Source organism: Glaciecola sp. 1036 (genome assembly GCF_050306235.1).
Lineage (GTDB): Bacteria > Pseudomonadota > Gammaproteobacteria > Enterobacterales > Alteromonadaceae > Glaciecola.
In genome coordinates this window covers 67,497-82,441 of the sequence record NZ_JBLWFH010000008.1, presented here as the reverse complement: position 1 = coordinate 82,441, position 14,945 = coordinate 67,497, and the positions used below count along the sequence as shown (strand labels likewise).

At 40.1% G+C, this 14,945-nt stretch carries 15 protein-coding genes; 7 read left to right on the top strand and 8 right to left on the bottom strand.

Annotated features, from left to right (window positions below):
• Nucleotides 1-158: 158 nt before the first annotated feature.
• Nucleotides 159-458, bottom strand: a complete 300-nt coding sequence (locus ACNKW3_RS12835; protein WP_427399703.1) for a type II toxin-antitoxin system RelE/ParE family toxin — start codon at nucleotides 456-458, stop codon at nucleotides 159-161.
• Nucleotides 445-699: a type II toxin-antitoxin system ParD family antitoxin gene (locus tag ACNKW3_RS12830; RefSeq protein ID WP_427399702.1), complete on the bottom strand. Its 255-nt coding sequence runs from the start codon at nucleotides 697-699 to the stop codon at nucleotides 445-447. Before ACNKW3_RS12830 ends, ACNKW3_RS12835 begins: the two co-directional genes overlap by 14 nt.
• Before the next feature lie 136 nt (nucleotides 700-835).
• On the opposite strand from ACNKW3_RS12830, the gene ACNKW3_RS12825 reads away from it, so the two are divergent.
• The gene (locus tag ACNKW3_RS12825) at nucleotides 836-1,027 is read left to right on the top strand and encodes a hypothetical protein (RefSeq protein WP_427399701.1); all 192 of its coding nucleotides are present in this window, start codon (nucleotides 836-838) and stop codon (nucleotides 1,025-1,027) included.
• 70 nt (nucleotides 1,028-1,097) lie between these two features.
• On the opposite strand, the gene ACNKW3_RS12820 is transcribed toward ACNKW3_RS12825, so the two are convergent.
• A complete protein-coding gene (locus ACNKW3_RS12820; protein ID WP_427399700.1) occupies nucleotides 1,098-2,006 on the bottom strand; it encodes a nucleotidyl transferase AbiEii/AbiGii toxin family protein in 909 nt (302 codons plus the stop codon).
• On the bottom strand, nucleotides 2,003-2,773 hold the full coding sequence (locus tag ACNKW3_RS12815; protein WP_427399699.1) for a type IV toxin-antitoxin system AbiEi family antitoxin: 771 nt from the start codon (nucleotides 2,771-2,773) through the stop codon (nucleotides 2,003-2,005). Before ACNKW3_RS12815 ends, ACNKW3_RS12820 begins: the two co-directional genes overlap by 4 nt.
• A gap of 549 nt (nucleotides 2,774-3,322) precedes the next feature.
• Between ACNKW3_RS12815 and ACNKW3_RS12810 the strand changes: the two genes are divergently transcribed.
• The gene (locus tag ACNKW3_RS12810; protein WP_427399698.1) at nucleotides 3,323-3,760 is read left to right on the top strand and encodes a hypothetical protein; all 438 of its coding nucleotides are present in this window, start codon (nucleotides 3,323-3,325) and stop codon (nucleotides 3,758-3,760) included.
• 158 nt (nucleotides 3,761-3,918) lie between these two features.
• Nucleotides 3,919-5,259: a M24 family metallopeptidase gene (locus tag ACNKW3_RS12805; protein ID WP_427399697.1), complete on the top strand. Its 1,341-nt coding sequence runs from the start codon at nucleotides 3,919-3,921 to the stop codon at nucleotides 5,257-5,259.
• On the opposite strand, the gene folE is transcribed toward ACNKW3_RS12805, so the two are convergent.
• Nucleotides 5,256-5,942, bottom strand: coding sequence for a GTP cyclohydrolase I FolE (gene folE, locus ACNKW3_RS12800; RefSeq protein ID WP_427399696.1), 687 nt, complete (start codon nucleotides 5,940-5,942; stop codon nucleotides 5,256-5,258). The genes ACNKW3_RS12805 and folE overlap by 4 nt on opposite strands.
• 199 nt (nucleotides 5,943-6,141) lie before the next feature.
• On the opposite strand from folE, the gene folM reads away from it, so the two are divergent.
• The 4 genes from folM to ACNKW3_RS12780 are packed head-to-tail and all read left to right on the top strand — an operon-like array spanning nucleotide 6,142 to nucleotide 10,836.
• Nucleotides 6,142-6,849, top strand: coding sequence for a dihydromonapterin reductase (gene folM / locus ACNKW3_RS12795; RefSeq protein WP_427399695.1), 708 nt, complete (start codon nucleotides 6,142-6,144; stop codon nucleotides 6,847-6,849).
• Nucleotides 6,849-8,852, top strand: a complete 2,004-nt coding sequence (locus tag ACNKW3_RS12790; protein ID WP_427399694.1) for a TonB-dependent receptor — start codon at nucleotides 6,849-6,851, stop codon at nucleotides 8,850-8,852. Before folM ends, ACNKW3_RS12790 begins: the two co-directional genes overlap by 1 nt.
• A gap of 6 nt (nucleotides 8,853-8,858) precedes the next feature.
• Nucleotides 8,859-9,920 (top strand): agmatine deiminase family protein, encoded by a 1,062-nt coding sequence (locus tag ACNKW3_RS12785; protein ID WP_427399693.1) that lies wholly within the window; start codon nucleotides 8,859-8,861, stop codon nucleotides 9,918-9,920.
• 22 nt (nucleotides 9,921-9,942) lie between these two features.
• Nucleotides 9,943-10,836: a carbon-nitrogen hydrolase gene (locus ACNKW3_RS12780; RefSeq protein ID WP_427399692.1), complete on the top strand. Its 894-nt coding sequence runs from the start codon at nucleotides 9,943-9,945 to the stop codon at nucleotides 10,834-10,836.
• Between the two features lie 11 nt (nucleotides 10,837-10,847).
• Here ACNKW3_RS12780 and ACNKW3_RS12775 read toward each other — a convergent pair whose 3' ends face one another.
• The 3 genes from ACNKW3_RS12775 to ACNKW3_RS12765 all read right to left on the bottom strand — a co-directional run bounded on the left by ACNKW3_RS12775 (nucleotide 10,848) and on the right by ACNKW3_RS12765 (nucleotide 14,937).
• On the bottom strand, nucleotides 10,848-11,588 hold the full coding sequence (locus ACNKW3_RS12775; protein WP_427399691.1) for a hypothetical protein: 741 nt from the start codon (nucleotides 11,586-11,588) through the stop codon (nucleotides 10,848-10,850).
• Nucleotides 11,589-11,738: 150 nt separating this feature from the next.
• A complete protein-coding gene (gene pdeM / locus ACNKW3_RS12770; protein WP_427399690.1) occupies nucleotides 11,739-12,452 on the bottom strand; it encodes a ligase-associated DNA damage response endonuclease PdeM in 714 nt (237 codons plus the stop codon).
• A gap of 13 nt (nucleotides 12,453-12,465) precedes the next feature.
• A complete protein-coding gene (locus ACNKW3_RS12765) occupies nucleotides 12,466-14,937 on the bottom strand; it encodes a ligase-associated DNA damage response DEXH box helicase (RefSeq protein ID WP_427399689.1) in 2,472 nt (823 codons plus the stop codon).
• Nucleotides 14,938-14,945 lie beyond the last annotated feature (8 nt).

The window sequence follows — 14,945 nt, the reverse complement described above, 5'->3', positions numbered from 1 at the left end:
GAGAGGTCAATCCTTAATATTATTCATATGAACGGTCGTTATATAAAGACTATGAGGTTAGCTATACAACACGCTTAAACAAAAAAATTAATTTTACTCAATTTTTAACTATTAAGGTCGCAAATTTGCTTATTCAAATTAAATGAGGCTATCAGATCTTAATCAAAAAATAAGTCTATATCCATTGATTGATTTGGGATACCGATTATAACAATATCGTTATTTATTATTTCATAAAAAACAACATGTTCAGCATGAAGAAATGAATAGTAACCTTGCCTCACTTCTGGTCGATGCGTACCGACAAAGGGTTGATCAGCTAGCCAGCTAAATCGTTTAAAAAATTCAAACAAATATTCCTCAGCCTGCTGTTCTCCCCATATATCAAAAGTATAATTCCAAATTCCACGCAAGTCGTTTTTCGCATTAGGTGTGAGTAAATAACTACTTTTTTTCACGTTCGTTTTTGAACTCTTGAAGAATCTCTTTTGGCGATTGATAAATAAAGTCTTTACTTTCAGCTTGCTTACTGCCTGCTTCTAAGTGAGACTGAAGTATGCGTAATTTCGATTTCTTTTCTTCGAGGTTGCGCAATGCGTCACGCACAACTTCGCTAGCTGAGCCGTATCGACCACTTTGTATTTCTAGTTTTATAAATTTTTCCCAGTGTTCACCGAGAGACAGACTTGTATTTGCCATAATCAGATTATTCAAAATTAATAATATTGAATATTATCAGTAGTGACGTAAAACACAAGCAGATTAAAATACGTACAAAAGGAGACTGGTTACGACTGAGGTTTGTGGATCGTAAATGTAACGGCTGGGGCTGCAAGTGGTTGGGCAGCTAGTTGGGCGGCAAGCATGGGAAATACAAACCTATTTATGCCATGCCGATTTATCAACAACGCAAATATATATCCATGTTGTGTTTCCTCAGTTAGATAAAGTCTACCAGAAATGCCACCCATCACCGTTTAAAGACAAAGCGGCAGCTAGCCGAGAAGCAAATAAATATTTGCGTTAAAAGTAGGAGGAAGATTTGGCCTTCATTCCGAGTACAACAGCTAGAATTTAAAACGATCTTATTTTGTTTCCTAACTTTGTACATTTAAGACTTTCTTAAGTAGATCCAAATGTTGCTGATGGTCTTCTGGTCTAGAATCTTTGAATTTTCTAAGATTAAGTAGTTTCCATTTCACCGAAGGATATTGTTCAAAATCGTATATTGACCAATCTGGCTCCAACATATTTAAACTAAGCAGAAAGTGCTTATCATCGTCATCCAAGCTATCAGATATCGTCTTTATTAAATCTAATCTTGTTTGTTCAAAGTCTGCATAGGTAAATTCAATGGGTGACATTCCTTGAAATTGATTTTCAAACGTCGAGCGTTGATCAATTAGGTTTGGGTTAAGCATTTCATGTGTTGGCCTGTTACTGCACGCAAGGGAGTATATGAAGCCACGTTTGATGTCATCTGAATAATTGTTTTGTTGTAATAGTAGATGCACATCAAATAAATCTCGTGGATGCTGCCTATCAAGTGTTGCACATATTTTTCCACCATACAATTGTGCTAACGGCACGACATTTATGGCGCAGAATGCATCAAATTGTTCTTGCGCCAATTCACATAATGGCAATTTATTCTCAGTATCGCCAATAACACCGCGCCCAACCATATTGACTTCAACTTTAATTTGCACACCATGCTCTTCAACTAAAAGTTTACAAATATTGTCCTTGTGTTCTACTCGTAACGTTGGTCGTAGAGCAAGCACACGAGCCGCTATTTTCTGTAACGCACTATTAATGGCATCAATACTTTCTTGTCTATCTTGAATATGAACATAGGTAAGATCGATATCAACAGATAGTCTCGGCATGTTAAGAACAAATAGGTTGATAGCTGTACCGCCATGTAACGAAAAGCAACTCTCTTTAGCTACTTCTGGCATAACATCAAGAAGCAATTTGACCTGCTGGGCATATTTTTCGGTCATATGTGTTTATCCAGTTCCTTTGGAACAGTTATTTTATAATTGGGGATATACACCCCATCTGCGACAATTTGCCGCTTTCCTTTGCCAAGATCTATTTTGTCTAGATTGATATAGGTCAGCCAGTCATGGCCTGCTTTGTCTGCCATGTAAAGAAATAATCGTTTTACTTTTACGGAAGAGCAGCTTTCTAATAATTTCTGGGCGGTGGCTGGACGTATATTATTTAGTCCTTCTAATAATTCGTATACTTCAAGTAATGGTTGGTCATTGGGAGCCAAGTATAAGCATTCCATTATTGCACGCGCTGGACTAGATATTTTTAAAGAAAATGACTTATGTTGATATTCCACCATACCTATATCGGCAGGCAAAAATGATGTTACGTTACTTTCCAGCTTTACGTTCCAATCATGTTTTTTAAACCAAGAAGGCAAAACTTCAGAGGGGGTCGAAAATAACTGTACCTTTTGAGTTGAGAACTCTAAGTAGTGTGATTTACCTTGCAGTATTAAAGCTGTTTTTGCGGCAGGATGAACCGATAAATTGAGCTGTTCCTGTAACGTTTGGATAGCCCCTAGATAATCAACGGTATCCTTATTACGTATCAAAGCGCCTCTGCCAAATGATTTGAACCACTGACTTTTTTTGTATCGATCTTGCAATTGTAAACTGTAACCTTTTTCTAATAGCCATGAAGAAGTCAATACAACACCTTTAGGTGCTATAGAAAGTAGTTGGTTTATTTTGCTTTGGTTTTCTATACTCATAGTGTAAAAGTAACTTAAATTTTAAACCTTGGCAACCAGAAGGTTTAAAAACAACTAAATAGTTATACTAATAGTAGATTTTTGATGGGAAATATAAACCATTTAATTTCCCTTTCGGGGGCTAAACATGTACTTTTACTTGTTGAGCTATGAATAATGTTTGAAAACTCAAAACTAACAATTGAACTGTTACGATCCATAAAGTAATAAAAAACAATGAAATAAGCGCGAAAAATGGGATTTAGGGTTGCATAGCAATGGATTGATTTTACAAGGAATAAATGAACACTCTGGGTCATATTTTCGCATCGCCCATATGAAGGGTCGGATTTACGATCCAACTTTGGGGCGTTTTATGCAGGCTGAACCGTTTAATCAGGCACCGTGGAATTTGCGACAAGGTAAAGTAAGGAAAAAATTCATGTATCAGCTAAAGTACTAATTAACATTGCACCGCCTCATACTAAACGTGAATCTTTTTAATAGAAACTAGATTAGAAATTGAAGAAATTTAAATTTAAAAAGCTATTAGTAGAGTTAACTTTCACGATGATATTGTTTTTTTATTTACTCTACATTTCGGTGAGGAATAACTTTATTGACTATGAAGAGATTAGTGGAATTCTCGTTAATTTTACCTGTGAGCAAATAGACACACAGCCAAACACTTTTTTGCATAAAGTTACATTGGCTGATGGTGAAACTTATGACATAGCCACTAGGCACTACAATTGTCTCAGCGCACAGTTAGCAAAGTTAAACATGAGCGCAAATCTTACAGTAAGAGGTCGACTTTTAATCGCTCTAGAACAAGAAAATTTTGAAATTCTGGAAAGTGAAATTATTAAGAAAAGTCTTGAAGATCAGACTACAAATTTTAGTGTATTAATAAAATTAGTGGGTGCATCTGTGATAGTTGGTTTCGTTCGATTATACATCAAAATTAAAGAGAGAAACGAAGAGCTGAGTAATAACTCCAGATACTGACCTGCGAGCCACAAGAAGTTAGTAACTTGTAATACAAAGTCGTCACTAGAAGTTGTGACTTTGGCCACAATGCCTTATCTTCGAGTATAACAATGACAAATTTTAGATAAACATCAGCATTGTGCATCGCCAACTAGATAACAATAAAAGGGCATTCAATGATTAAATACGGCTTTTTACTTTCCCTTCTCTTTTTTACCCTTTCCAGCTACGGTCAATATGAATATCCCATTCTTCCAATGCAGGAGCGTGCGAGCAAGATAGATCAAATGCTCAAAGACAAATTGGACAATACATTGCCAGCCTTGATGGATGCCACCGGCATTGATATGTGGATTTTAATTTCTCGGGAGTACAACGAGGACCCCGTTTTAAAAACCATGTTACCCGCCACTTGGTTGTCAGCACGCAGGCGCACTATCTTGGTGTTGTTCAAGCCAGAAGGAACTGATCAAGTAGAGCGTTTTGCTGTTGCTCGTTATCCTGTTACCGACTTGTTTGCTAAAGCTTGGGACAAGGATGCTCAACCAGACCAATGGCAAGGGTTGGTGGACTTAATTGCTAAGAAAAAACCTCAAAAAATTGGCATTAATATTTCGGAACATTTCGCATTGGCAGACGGCATTAATACCACTGAGCATCAAATGCTGATGCGAGCCCTACCAGAATCAATGGCTAAGCGAGTAGTAAGCGCTGAAAACTTAGCCATAGCTTGGCTTGAAACCCGCAGTGAAATGGAGTTAGCGGTTTATCCTAGTATCGTAGAAATGGGCCATCAAATCATTCGTGAACTTTATTCAAACGAGGTTATTCAACCAGGAAAAACTACCACTCAAGATTTGGTGTGGTGGTTGCGTGAACGCAGCAGAGAATTAAAACTTACCAATTGGTTTCATCCCACTGTGTCCATACAACGGGCAAACGCGGATAAATTTGACCACTTAAGTACCTTTACCAATAATAATCCTGAAGTAATTTTGCCGGGGGACTTATTGCATTTGGATTTTGGTATTACTTACTTACGCTTACAAACTGATCAGCAACAACACGCTTATGTATTAAGAGAAGGAGAAAGTGATGCACCTGCATATCTCAAAGCGGCCCTTGCAAATGCGAACCGACTGCAAGATATATTTACCCAAAGATTTGCAGTAGGCAAAACCGGCAATCAGATTTTAAAAGAATCTCGTGAACAGGCAATCAATGAAGGTATTACCCCGTCAATATACACCCATCCTATTGGCTATCACGGCCATGCAGCTGGGACTACCTTAGGTATGTGGGATGCTCAGGACGGTGTGCCCCATAATGGCGACTATCCATTGCATCAAAACACTGCCTACTCAATTGAACTCAACGCCACAACCCATATTCCAGAATGGGGAAAAGACATTCGTATAATGTTAGAAGAAAACGCTATATTTGACGGTAAACAGGTGACGTATTTTGATGGTAGACAGACCGAATTTCATATTATCGGTCTGCCTGAATATAACTAATTAGAGAAAAATTGACGACGCAACTCTTTATCTGTTTTAAAAGCCCCGCCTAATGAAGAGGTTTTGGTATAGGAATTGGTATCACGAATTCCTCTGGCTTTTACACAGTAGTGAGTTGCGTTGATGCTAACTGCAACGTCTTGAGTGCCTGTTAGCGCTTGTAAGGCGACCATTACCTGTTGAGTTAGACGCTCTTGCACTTGCGGCCGTTGGGCGAAAAATGCGACTAACCGATTTATTTTACTCAATCCAATCACAGTATCTTTTGGAATATAAGCCACACTAGCAACGCCATCGATAGTGACAAAGTGATGCTCACAAGTACTGGTAAGACTAATATCGCTTACTTGCACTGGCTCATCGATTTGCATCTTATTTTCAATCTGAGTAATTTTGGGAAAATTTGCGTAATCCAAACCACCAAAGATTTCATCTACGTACATTTTAGCAATACGCATGGGCGTATCTTTTAAACTGTCGTCGTTTAAATCCAATCCTAAGGTTTGCATAATATCGAGCATAGACGCTTGAATTTTTTCGCGTTTTTCTTCATTAGACAAATGATTGTCAACCATAGGCGTTTCAAGACCTGCACTGATAAGTGCTGCCTGTACTTTTTTCGCTTGAGGAGTAAAAACATCTCCTGCCGCTTCACGCATTAATATGGTTTTATTTGCTAACATATTTTATCCATCTCTCAAAAACAGTTCACTAGTATACGCTGTTGTGTCGTTTTTAGGATTACATTTTTTTCACATTCAAGATCAGTTGCATTCGCTAAAATACCCTTTATGATCTGCGGCCTATCAGCAGATCCTTACGTTAACTTAAAGCGTAATGACCTCTTTTCCATTGGCAAATCTACAGGAAAACTCGTGCCCTATGAATGCACCCATCTTAATTACCGGAGGTAGTCAGCGCCTAGGTTTGGCAATGGCTGAAGACCTACTGGCACAACAAAAGCCCGTGATTATAACATATCGGCGCAAAAAACCTTCAATTGATCGATTAATTCAGCAAGGGGCTCAGGTTATTCAGGCGGATTTTGCTGAATCAGAAGGCATTACAAGCTTTATCGAGCAATTAAAATCGACCACAGATACCTTAAGAGCCATTATCCATAATGCGTCAGATTGGGATAAAGAATCAGAAGATACTAATCCTGATGATTTGTTCAAAAAGATGATGCAAGTGCACGCCAATGCTCCCTACCAAATTAATCTTGCATGTGCTGATATGTTGGTCAATCCAGACGGTTTTGCTGACATTATTCACATGACTGATTATGTTCAGGAAAAAGGTAGCAGCAAGCATATAGCTTACTCAGCAAGTAAGGCCGCATTACATAATCTGACCTTATCGTTTAGCGCATTGTTGGCACCAAAGGTAAAGGTCAACAGTATTGCGCCGGCGCTTTTGATGTTTAATCAAGGAGACGATGAAATCTATAAGCAAAAAGCGCTGAAAAAATCCTTGTTAGAAAATTGTCCAGGTCCACAAGAAGCGGTAAAAGCAATGAACTACATACTAAGCAGCGACTATTTAACCGGACAATGTTTGCATTTAAATGGCGGGAGACATTTGAAGTAATGCCTTATAAAAATCTATTTTTTTGGCTATTTTTGACCAGCGCTTTTTACAGCGCAGCCGAAGATGATGTTGAAAGAATCTCGGTGACCGCAAACCGAAATCAACAAACAACGTCATCGGTAAATGCGAGCTTAAGCATTTTAGATAAATCACTCATTGAGCAAATAAATGCCCAACATATTTCCCAAGTCGCCGCTTTTTCACCGGGCACTTGGATTAGCAGAGGCAATGGACAAGAACATCTAACAGCCATTCGCTCTCCGGTATTAACTGGTGCAGGTAGTTGCGGCGCGTTTTTTATGGCGCTAGATGGTATTAACCTTAGAGCACCTGGATTTTGTAATGCCAACCAATTGTTTGATGTTAACAGTGAACAAGCACAGCGCATCGAAATATTGCGAGGGCCGGCCAGTACGCTCTATGGTTCCAATGCCTTGCATGGAGTCATAAATATTATTTCGCCAGCAGCTGAAAGTTCAAATGATAGCCTAGCATTCAGTGCAGGTGCCTACGATACCTACAGATTGAAATCGGATTCGAGTTGGCAATTGTCTGACAGCACTCAACGCCTGCTGTTTAATATTGCCGATCATGGCGGCTATCAACAAGACAGTGGTTACAGCCAGCAAAAATTGACCTTTGTTTCTCAGCAACGGATAGGAAATTGGCAAAACACAAGCCTGTTATCCGCAAGTCACTTAAATCAAGAGACAGCAGGATTCGTGCAAGGTTATAAAATTTATCAGGATGAACAAGCGAGACGCCTTAATCCCAATCCAGAGGCATTTCGCAACGCTGAATCAGTTCTGGCTTACAGTAAGTTTGAACAAGATTCGCTAAGCATTACCCCTTATTTACGCTGGAACCAAATGACCTTTTTGCAGCACTATTTACCTTGGCAAGCATTGGAAGAAAATGCTCATAAAAGTTTAGGATTACAGCTACAAAAAATATTTACTGCATTCTCTGCTCAGTGGATTTCAGGCATAGACTTGGATATTACCCAAGCTGAATTACAAGAAACCCAAGCGCAGCCGTTTTCTCCCAGCATTCCTCAAGGAGCGCATTATGATTATGACGTGTTAGCGCAACAGATTGGGGGCTATTTGCAGGCCAATTGGCAATTAGGTGATATCGAATTATCACTAGGTGCCCGTGCTGAAAGCATGAAATATGATTATGATAATAAGCTAACCGACGGAAGTGCTTGTGATCCTCAGGTAGCACTGTGTCGTTTTTCGAGACCACAAGACCAAGAGGTTAGCTTTTCGCAGTTCTCACCCGAAGCGCTAATCGCTTATACTATTCATTCAAATTCACGAGTTTATGCTAAGTTTTCCCAAGGATTTAGGGCGCCACAAGCCACAGAATTGTTTCGCTTGCAGAATAATCAAACCCTAACAGATATCGAAGAAGTCAGCATGGATGCCCTAGAAGTTGGATTTCGGTATAGCGGCACTCAGCATTCCATAGAACTTTCTTTGTACGATATGGAAAAAGAAAACGTCATCATTTCTGATACTAATCGTCAAACGGTGGTAGGTGGCAATACAGAGCACAGAGGTTTTGAGGCTAGTTGGCGTTGGCAAGCACTGAGCAACTTAAGCATAAGCTCACAATTTAGTGTACAAAGACACACTTACCAAAATGATATCGCTATTTCCAACCAATCAATTAAGGGGAACCTGATTGACACTAGTCCGAAAAAACTCGCTAGTCTGCTTGCTGATTGGAAAGTGTTGGATAACTTTAGCACCCAGTTGCAGCTACAATACATGGATAGCTACTTTTTAGATCCTGAAAATACTGCAGAATATGATGGACATACTCTAGTTGATCTAAGTGCTCGATACGACATTTCTGAGAGCATTTCAATTCAAGGGAATCTATTTAATTTACTTGACGAAGATTATGCTGAAAGGGCAGACTTTGCGTTCGGCAATTATCGTTATTTTGTCGGTCAACCCCGTCGTTTATTTATAAGTGTAAAATTGAGATACTGACAAAGTATGACATATCAACTATCTGAAAGTCTTACCCTAATGCCTGAATGGGCAAATGTTGAAGCAATAATCCTAGCATGGCCTCATGAAGACACCGATTGGCAGCCTTGGATTGATGATGCTAGAGCCACTTATGTGAATTTGATTAAACAAATCAATGAAGCTGGTGCCATAGTGCTGTTACTGTGCAGAGAACAAGATCTTGGCATTATTAAATCTGTTGTACCCATGGGCGCAAAAGTAGCCTTAGTGGTTGTGGAATACAACGATACCTGGACCAGAGATTATGCATTTGTGACCTGTTCGAGCGAAATTGGTAACGTGCCTGTTGAGTTTTTATTTAACGGCTGGGGTGAAAAGTTCGATGCTCGCAAAGATAACTTAGTTAATGAAACCTTGGCCAAGTACTGTTTAAATCCATTGATTTCATGTCCGATAGTGCTCGAAGGCGGTGCCATTGAGATCGACGAAAATCAGCATTTATTGAGCACTGCATCTTGTCTGTACAATCCCAAGCGGAATGGCGATATGCAAGCAGCAGCTTACAAACAAATTTTTGCGCAGTATTTGGGCGCCCAAGAAACGATTATTTTCGAAAATGGTCATCTTGAAGGGGACGATACCGATGGCCACATAGACACCTTGGTGCGTTTCACACCTCTGCGCGGGTTAGTTATGCAAAGTGCTTATAATCGTACGGACGATAGCCACTATGAAGGTCTATCAAAGCTTAAAAACGAACTCAAAAGCGCCTTTCCTGATTATAAAATTCATGAACTCCCGCTACCCAATGTGGTCAATGAGGATAATGAAAGACTGCCAGCGTCTTATGCGAATTTCTTGATCTGCAACCAGCATATTTTGGCTCCTGTGTATCAACAACCAGAAGATAAAGAAGCCATTAAGGTGATTAAAAAAGCCTACCCCAATCACAAAGTAATAGCAGTGGACTGTTCAACCTTAGTTAAACAATTTGGAAGCCTGCACTGTATAACTATGCAAATACCGGTAAACACCTTAGACCAAGATGTTTTAGATGCTGCAGCAGACGGTTTAGCACAGATTTAAATAACCCAAATAAGTGAATAAAATGCAAAAAGGTAAACTTCAAATAGGGCTAGTTCAACAATCAGTAGCCTCAAATGATAAGCTAACAAATTGGCAAAACTCTGCCGAGCAAGTCCGCAAACTCGCCGAGCAGGGCGCACAATGTATACTCTTGCAAGAATTGCATTCTACCCTTTACTTTTGCCAAGACGAAAATGTTGACGCTTTTGATTTGGCTGAGCCTATTCCTGGCCCAGCGACTGAGTTTTTTGGTGCTCTCGCTGAAGAATGCAATATTGTGTTAGTGACATCATTGTTCGAAAAGCGTGCCTCGGGTTTATATCACAATACAGCTGTGGTGTTTGATCGCAGCAAAGAGATCGCTGGACAGTATCGAAAAATGCATATTCCTGATGATCCTGGTTTTTATGAAAAATTCTATTTCACCCCGGGTGATCTAGGCTTTCAGCCAATCCAAACCAGTGTTGGTAAACTCGGGGTATTGGTATGCTGGGATCAATGGTATCCAGAAGCTGCTAGACTAATGGCAATGAAAGGCGCTGATATTTTGTTTTACCCTACCGCCATTGGTTGGGATAAAACCGACACAGAAGATGAAAAAAGTCGCCAACAAGGTGCTTGGGAAACCATACAACGCGGCCATGCTGTAGCCAACTCTGTACCTGTTGTGGTTGCTAATCGGGTGGGTTTTGAACCCTCTCCTACTGATGGCGATCCTGGCATTCAGTTTTGGGGACACAGTTTTATAGCCGGCCCTCAGGGAGAAATCCTAGCAACGGCATCCGATGAAGAAGAACAAAATCTAATGGTTGAGTTGGATATGGATAGAACCGAATCAGTTAAACGCATCTGGCCATATTTTAGAGACCGCCGCATAGATGCTTATGCTGACATCACTAAACGTTGGGCGGATTAGTGAATCAATAATTAGTTTGCAGCAGCGCCGGGAGCAATGGAGACGGAAGCACCTGAATAGCTTTTCTCTCTTTGCTCCGCCATCTGATTATTGCTTGAGTTGACAGCATTGTGATCCAAGCGCCTAAAACTTCTTTCTAAACGTATGGCTAATCCCTGGTGTTTCTGATGCAAGTAATGGAAAACTTTATGAGTGCCTAACTTGTACAAACTGTATCTTTCGTTATTTAAATATTTCTCAGGTAAGAAAATATCGCCTACTACCATGGCTTGAACACGTTGTCGGTCAAAGAATCGGAATAACATTTTGTGTTCAGCAAATTCTTGGCGAGCTAAATGCGCAAAAACATCTGTTTTGAAAAAAGAGGAATATTGATAACCACTGACACTGGCAACTGACCCAACAGATTCTTTTGTACATTTGGCACAGGTTTCGTTATCAACAACTAGATAGGTAGCGCCTGTATAAACTGGATATTCAACTTTAACTAAATTTGGGTAACTAGTGACATGGGATTCAAATCTAAGATCAACGGCGTCGATAACACCGTAGTTTGCGCTTACCAATCCACGGGTATATGGCAGACTGGTATAAACCACAGGTACGCCTAGGCTTTCATAAGCTTTAATTATGATTTCGTGTAAATCCTTATGCTTAGGATTTACTGGGGTCGTATGTATTACTAAATCTTCTGTTGCGAGAGAACTAGAGATAGTCAAAAGCGAAAAAAAGATTACCGCAACAAACTTCATTGTTGTCACCAATTTTATTATTATCTTTAATGTATGGTCTGTGATACCTATTTGACCATGCGCACTTATCTTTTCGATTTACTGCTTTATCGACCTAACCTACGGTAAAACAGGGTTTTTTCCATGTCTACTATACAAAAGTATACTTTATTATACCAAGTAGATCTTTTTGTTGTACATTAGAAAATTTTTTGTATTTTTCTTGTCCAAAATGGTCGAAAAAGCCTCATTTTTTAAATCTAGACCGCCTGTGTATTTTCCAAATGCCGGCATAACAATTGTCTTATGGTCTTGTAAAAAGCACTTTCCAGTGATTTTTTGCATGGCAATTCGAGCTGAAACTTTTGGATGAAAATGTCCAATAATTTGTCCATTTACATCTTTGTGATTTTCTAAATTTTCAAATTCATGGACAAGCAATAAATTATTTTTAGTAAAAAAATTCATACGTAATCCAAACAAACTTTCGGGAATATCCGGATCATGATTACCTAACACCCAACACCATTCATCAACCGATGAGATTAGCTCGTTCAAATGGTTTATTAGTCGGTCTTCCATGCGCTTTACAGCGTTGACGTCATGCAAACTGTCCCCCAAACATACCACCGTACTGGGTTTATAACGCGCAATAGATGCTTGTATTCGCTTGAGTGTATCAATGCTGTCATATCTGGGCACAGGATGGGCAAACTGAGTGAGAAAACTCCCTTTTTCAAAATGTAAGTCGGAGAATATTAATAGATCGCATTGAGGCCAATACAAAACACCTTCCGCATCCAATAATAATCTTTGGTCAGCGAACTGCACCGGAATGCTTTGATTGTTTTGTACAAGTTGCACTAACTGCTTTTCATCTATCATTTGGCTTTCTACATCAATAGGCTTTGGACAGAGTAGCTCGTATATCTTCCATCATATTTTCAGCTTCCTGATACAGATTGGCGTGTTCCAATAAAGCCTGCATACCTGCGCCTGTGATCCGCTCACTACGAACATCTAATACAATGGGGATAGCTAATGGCGAAGGCTTACTTAAGCTAACAAAATCAAAGGCTTTATCAAACCGAATCAGCATATCTGCAGTTCGTTTTAAATCCAGCAACTCACGTTCGGCGTCTTGCCGTGTCACCTTCAACAAAATATGGTCGGGATCATATTCTCGTAAAGTGTCATAGATCAAGTCAGTTGAAAAAGTCACCTGTCGCATGGATTTCTTCTGACTATGATATTGCTGCTCAATCAATCCGCTTACCACGGCAACTCGCCTAAAGGATCGTTTTAGCATGGCCGCTTCTAGCATCCAATCTTCTAGTTCGTCGCCCAGAATATCAGGGTTAAATAAATGTCCGATATGATGTTGTTGAATAGGTTTTACGCTACAAATAGACAACCCATAGTCGGTAACTGAAAAACTAATGGGATGCAAACCGCTTTTTTCCATACGCTTGGTGATCAACATGCCCAGTGTTTGATTGGCCTTTCTCCCTTCGAAAGTGTAAAACAGTACAAATTGACTTTTGCGATAAGGAAACTGCTCGATTAAAACCTTGTTAACCTTTGGAATCTGTGAAAAGGCTTTTTGTAAACCCAACCACTCTCGAACTTGTGCAGGCAAACGCTGCCAATCTTCCGGATGATTTAATAATTGGCGCACTGCGTCGGCCAAATAGGTAGAAAGGGGCATTTGACCACCGGCATAACTGGGGATTTTCGGTTCTTTGGCTTTACCCGGTTTGGCTTCCACTACCATGTCTCTAATGCCGACAAACTGTAAAACTTCCCCGGCAAAGAAAAAGGTGTCACCTGATACCAGTTGTTGAGCAAAGTGCTCTTCTACCTCACCGATAATTTTGCCTTGATGAGCGCGTTTTAACCGCTTCACTCTAAGCCTACCTGCTTCTACAATGGTGCCGATATTTTGTCTGTGTCTTGCAATGACTCTTTTATTGGCAGGACGAAATAGATCAGCTTCAATTTGTTCTAATCGCTGATATCTTTCATAAGCTTGAAGCGCATACCCGCCATCGTATGTATAAGCCCAAAGCTTTTCAAATGTGGGTTTATCGAGTCCACCATAAGGCGCTGCATCTAAGGTTTGGGCATAGATTTGATCCAGACTTGCAGGTTTAGAACAAAGGCAATTTAAGATAAACTGCGGCAATATATCTAAAGAACCCGCCATAGGAGGATCTCCATCTAGATCTCCTTTTTTTATGGCCTGTATGGCGGATAAACATTCCAAAGCTTCAAATCTGTTTGCGGGTACTAATAACGCTTGGGATGGCTCATTTAACCTGTGGTTAGAACGACCAATGCGCTGCAACAAACGGCTCACACCTTTTGGGGCCCCCATTTGAATCACAAGGTCCACATCTCCCCAATCGATACCAAGTTCCAATGCAGAAGTTGCCACCACAGCTTTAAGCTTTCCCTCTGCCATCATATTTTCAGTTTTGTTACGTTGTTCTTTGGACAATGAACCGTGATAAATAGCAATCGCGTGCCCTTTATCATTTATTTCCCATAACGCCTGAAAAATAAGTTCAGATTGAGCTCGAGTATTCACAAACACCAAACTAGTGCCAGCTTCACAAATCGCTTGATAAACCTCTTTTATGGCATATTTTGCCATATAGCCCCCAAAGGGCATTCGGGTTTTACTTTTCAGAATCTTAATGCGAGGTTTTACCCGAGTTTTAGCTGCAATCACCTCGCAAGGTTCGCCACTTGGCCCTAACCAACTAGCAATCAGTTCAGGGTACGCCACAGTAGCAGAAAGACCTACGCGCAAGAAATTAGGATTGATACTTTGTAAACGAGCTAAGGCCAGCGCTGTAAAGTCACCTCGTTTGGTATTCGCAAAACTGTGCACTTCATCTACGATAACGCACTTCAGCGAAGCAAAAATATTCTCTGCATCTGTATAGGATAGCATCAACATCAAAGATTCAGGCGTTGTCAGCAAAATATGCGGTGGTTTCTGACGCTGTTTTTGTCTTTGATAAGCCGTGGTATCGCCCGTACGTGAGGCAATATCGATATTCAGCTGCATATCATGAATGGGTTGATATAAGTTGCGCTCAATATCATAAGTAAGGGCTTTGAGCGGTGAAATATAAAGGGTATGCAGTTTTTTTGTGCTTCTTGGGTGGTTATAAAGGTCAATTAAACTGGGCAAAAATCCTGATAAGGTTTTTCCTGCGCCAGTAGGGGCTATCAATAGTGAGGATTGATGATTTACAAAGGCTTGCATCATCTGCCGTTGATAAGGTCTTAACTTCCACCCTTTTGTGGAGAACCATTCAGAAAAAATCTTCGGCAACAATGCGCGCTTTTTTGTCGCCAAACGACTCT

Coding starts and splice junctions, on each gene's coding strand:
- ACNKW3_RS12805 (WP_427399697.1), top strand. CDS start 3,919: ATGATTAAATACGGCTTTTTACTTTCCCTTCTCTTTTTTACCCTTTCC.
- ACNKW3_RS12790 (WP_427399694.1), top strand. CDS start 6,849: ATGCCTTATAAAAATCTATTTTTTTGGCTATTTTTGACCAGCGCTTTT.
- ACNKW3_RS12775 (WP_427399691.1), bottom strand. CDS start 11,588: ATGAAGTTTGTTGCGGTAATCTTTTTTTCGCTTTTGACTATCTCTAGT.
- folE (WP_427399696.1), bottom strand. CDS start 5,942: ATGTTAGCAAATAAAACCATATTAATGCGTGAAGCGGCAGGAGATGTT.
- ACNKW3_RS12820 (WP_427399700.1), bottom strand. CDS start 2,006: ATGACCGAAAAATATGCCCAGCAGGTCAAATTGCTTCTTGATGTTATG.
- pdeM (WP_427399690.1), bottom strand. CDS start 12,452: ATGATAGATGAAAAGCAGTTAGTGCAACTTGTACAAAACAATCAAAGC.
- ACNKW3_RS12830 (WP_427399702.1), bottom strand. CDS start 699: ATGGCAAATACAAGTCTGTCTCTCGGTGAACACTGGGAAAAATTTATA.
- ACNKW3_RS12810 (WP_427399698.1), top strand. CDS start 3,323: ATGATATTGTTTTTTTATTTACTCTACATTTCGGTGAGGAATAACTTT.
- ACNKW3_RS12785 (WP_427399693.1), top strand. CDS start 8,859: ATGACATATCAACTATCTGAAAGTCTTACCCTAATGCCTGAATGGGCA.
- folM (WP_427399695.1), top strand. CDS start 6,142: ATGAATGCACCCATCTTAATTACCGGAGGTAGTCAGCGCCTAGGTTTG.
- ACNKW3_RS12780 (WP_427399692.1), top strand. CDS start 9,943: ATGCAAAAAGGTAAACTTCAAATAGGGCTAGTTCAACAATCAGTAGCC.
- ACNKW3_RS12815 (WP_427399699.1), bottom strand. CDS start 2,773: ATGAGTATAGAAAACCAAAGCAAAATAAACCAACTACTTTCTATAGCA.